The sequence below is a fragment of the Streptomyces sp. NPDC058459 genome (assembly GCF_042721685.1).
Lineage (GTDB): Bacteria > Actinomycetota > Actinomycetes > Streptomycetales > Streptomycetaceae > Streptomyces.
Genome location: NZ_JBHXLV010000409.1, coordinates 1 through 1,730 on the forward strand (window position 1 = coordinate 1; position 1,730 = coordinate 1,730).

The window sequence follows — 1,730 nt, forward strand, 5'->3', positions numbered from 1 at the left end:
GCCGGGAGCCCTGTCCGAGGTCCGGGACGGTTTGCGGCATGCGACCCTCGACGACGAGGCGCGGGGGGACCTGCCCGAGTGGCTCGGCTACGTCGAGGAATTCATCGACGCCGGGGACGGAGAGCTCGCCCTACGGGCGCGCTACGAACGAGTGCTGGCCGTGCTGCGTGGGAAGAACAGCCTGGACGGCGTCGAAGCGGATATCCGGGCGGTCATCGATGCCGCCCTGTCCTCGGAACGTGTCGCGCTCCTGGATGACGCGGGCCAACTGCTGCTGTACTGGGGCGGCGCCTGGCTACGTCACCTGGGTACGACGAACGCCGACGAACTGCGCGAGCTGGACCTGCGCCTGCGGCAGCGTGTGGACGTCTTGATCGAGGCCACCGACGCCGCTGTCTACCCGGTGCGCAAAGCGTCGCTCCTCGACGTGGCCGCCCGCCTGTGTCTGCACCCGCTCTGGCCTCAGGTCACCCGCCCGGCCGCAGGGGCTCTACCCACCCCGCAGGAGACGACACGGCTGCGGCGAGCCGGTGAGATCATGCCCGATGTCAGCCCGGCCAGCCACCCGGTGGACGTCACCCAGGCGATGGACTATCTGGAACAGCTGGTCGACCTGCTGCCGCAGGCCCGTGCCTTCCCAGTAGGCGGTGTGGGCGAGACGTTCCAGATGTTCGCACCCGCCCTCACCGAAGACCCTCGCTACGAGAAGATCCGCGACGCGCTGGACGCCGCGCAGGCGGACCTCGCAGGCGACAGCAGTGTCGCCGCACGCTGCCGGGACCGTGCGATGGCATTCCTGCGCGCGGGCAGACCGCTGGACGCGCTGCACGAACTGCACGAGGTCAAAATCAACTGGTGGCACGGCGACACCTTGCGCGGCGCGCTGCTCACCATGCGCATGATCGGGAAGATCTACGGCGACCTGGACCTGCAGCAAGCCGCCCGGCAGTACGCGCTGACCGCCGCCGCCGTCGCAGCCTCACACGCGGGCCAAGAACATGAAGACCTGCTGCCCGCCGCATTGACCCAAGCCATGGCCCATACCCACGCGGCAGGCCACTGGGGCGACGCCCTCGCCCTCGGCGGACTCGCCTTCATGGCCCACCACCTGTTCGCCGACACCCCCGAGGACTACCCCTCTCACGGCTACATCCAGCAACTCGACTTCCACGCCGGCATGGTGATGCTCAGCGCAGAGCGGTTCCGCCCCACACTCATGCCGGCCCTGCGTGAGCTCACCGATGCGGACTACCTGGCCGACCTCGACGAACACCTCCCGCTGATCCGGCCCAGCTTCACGCAGACCGAGCAGCAGTTCATCCAGAACGCAGACGACCAGCTCACCGGAAGACCGTTCTCGGACGTGGGAGCACACCGGGATCTGAACTTCGCAGCCCTGGGCACGACATGGCTTATCCGGTGCGACAACACCCGCGCCACCGTCCTGGCAGCCGAGCGTTTCACCGCCGCGGTGCAGATCTCTCTTGCGGAACTCGCCCCGCACGATCCTCTGTTCCTCCCCCAGGACATCCTGGTTCGGGTGATCACGGGCACACCGCTGGGCGGAGGGGACAGAGTCACCTTCCGGCCCAACAATCACGCCGTCGACTGCACCGTCATCCTCAGCCCCTACAGTGAGCTGCCCCGAGTTTCATAGAGTCCGGTGATCTTGTTTCAGGCGGACTGCGGGGCTTGCTCCTGGCTTCGCCAGAAGTCGAGTTCGTACTCGG

General features: G+C 67.7%; 1 protein-coding gene. It reads left to right on the forward strand.

Annotated elements, in window-relative coordinates:
- The coding region (locus tag ACFWN1_RS33180) for a hypothetical protein (RefSeq protein WP_384370457.1) at positions 1-1,657 on the forward strand (1,657 nt) is incomplete at its 5' end.
- Positions 1,658-1,730 lie beyond the last annotated feature (73 nt).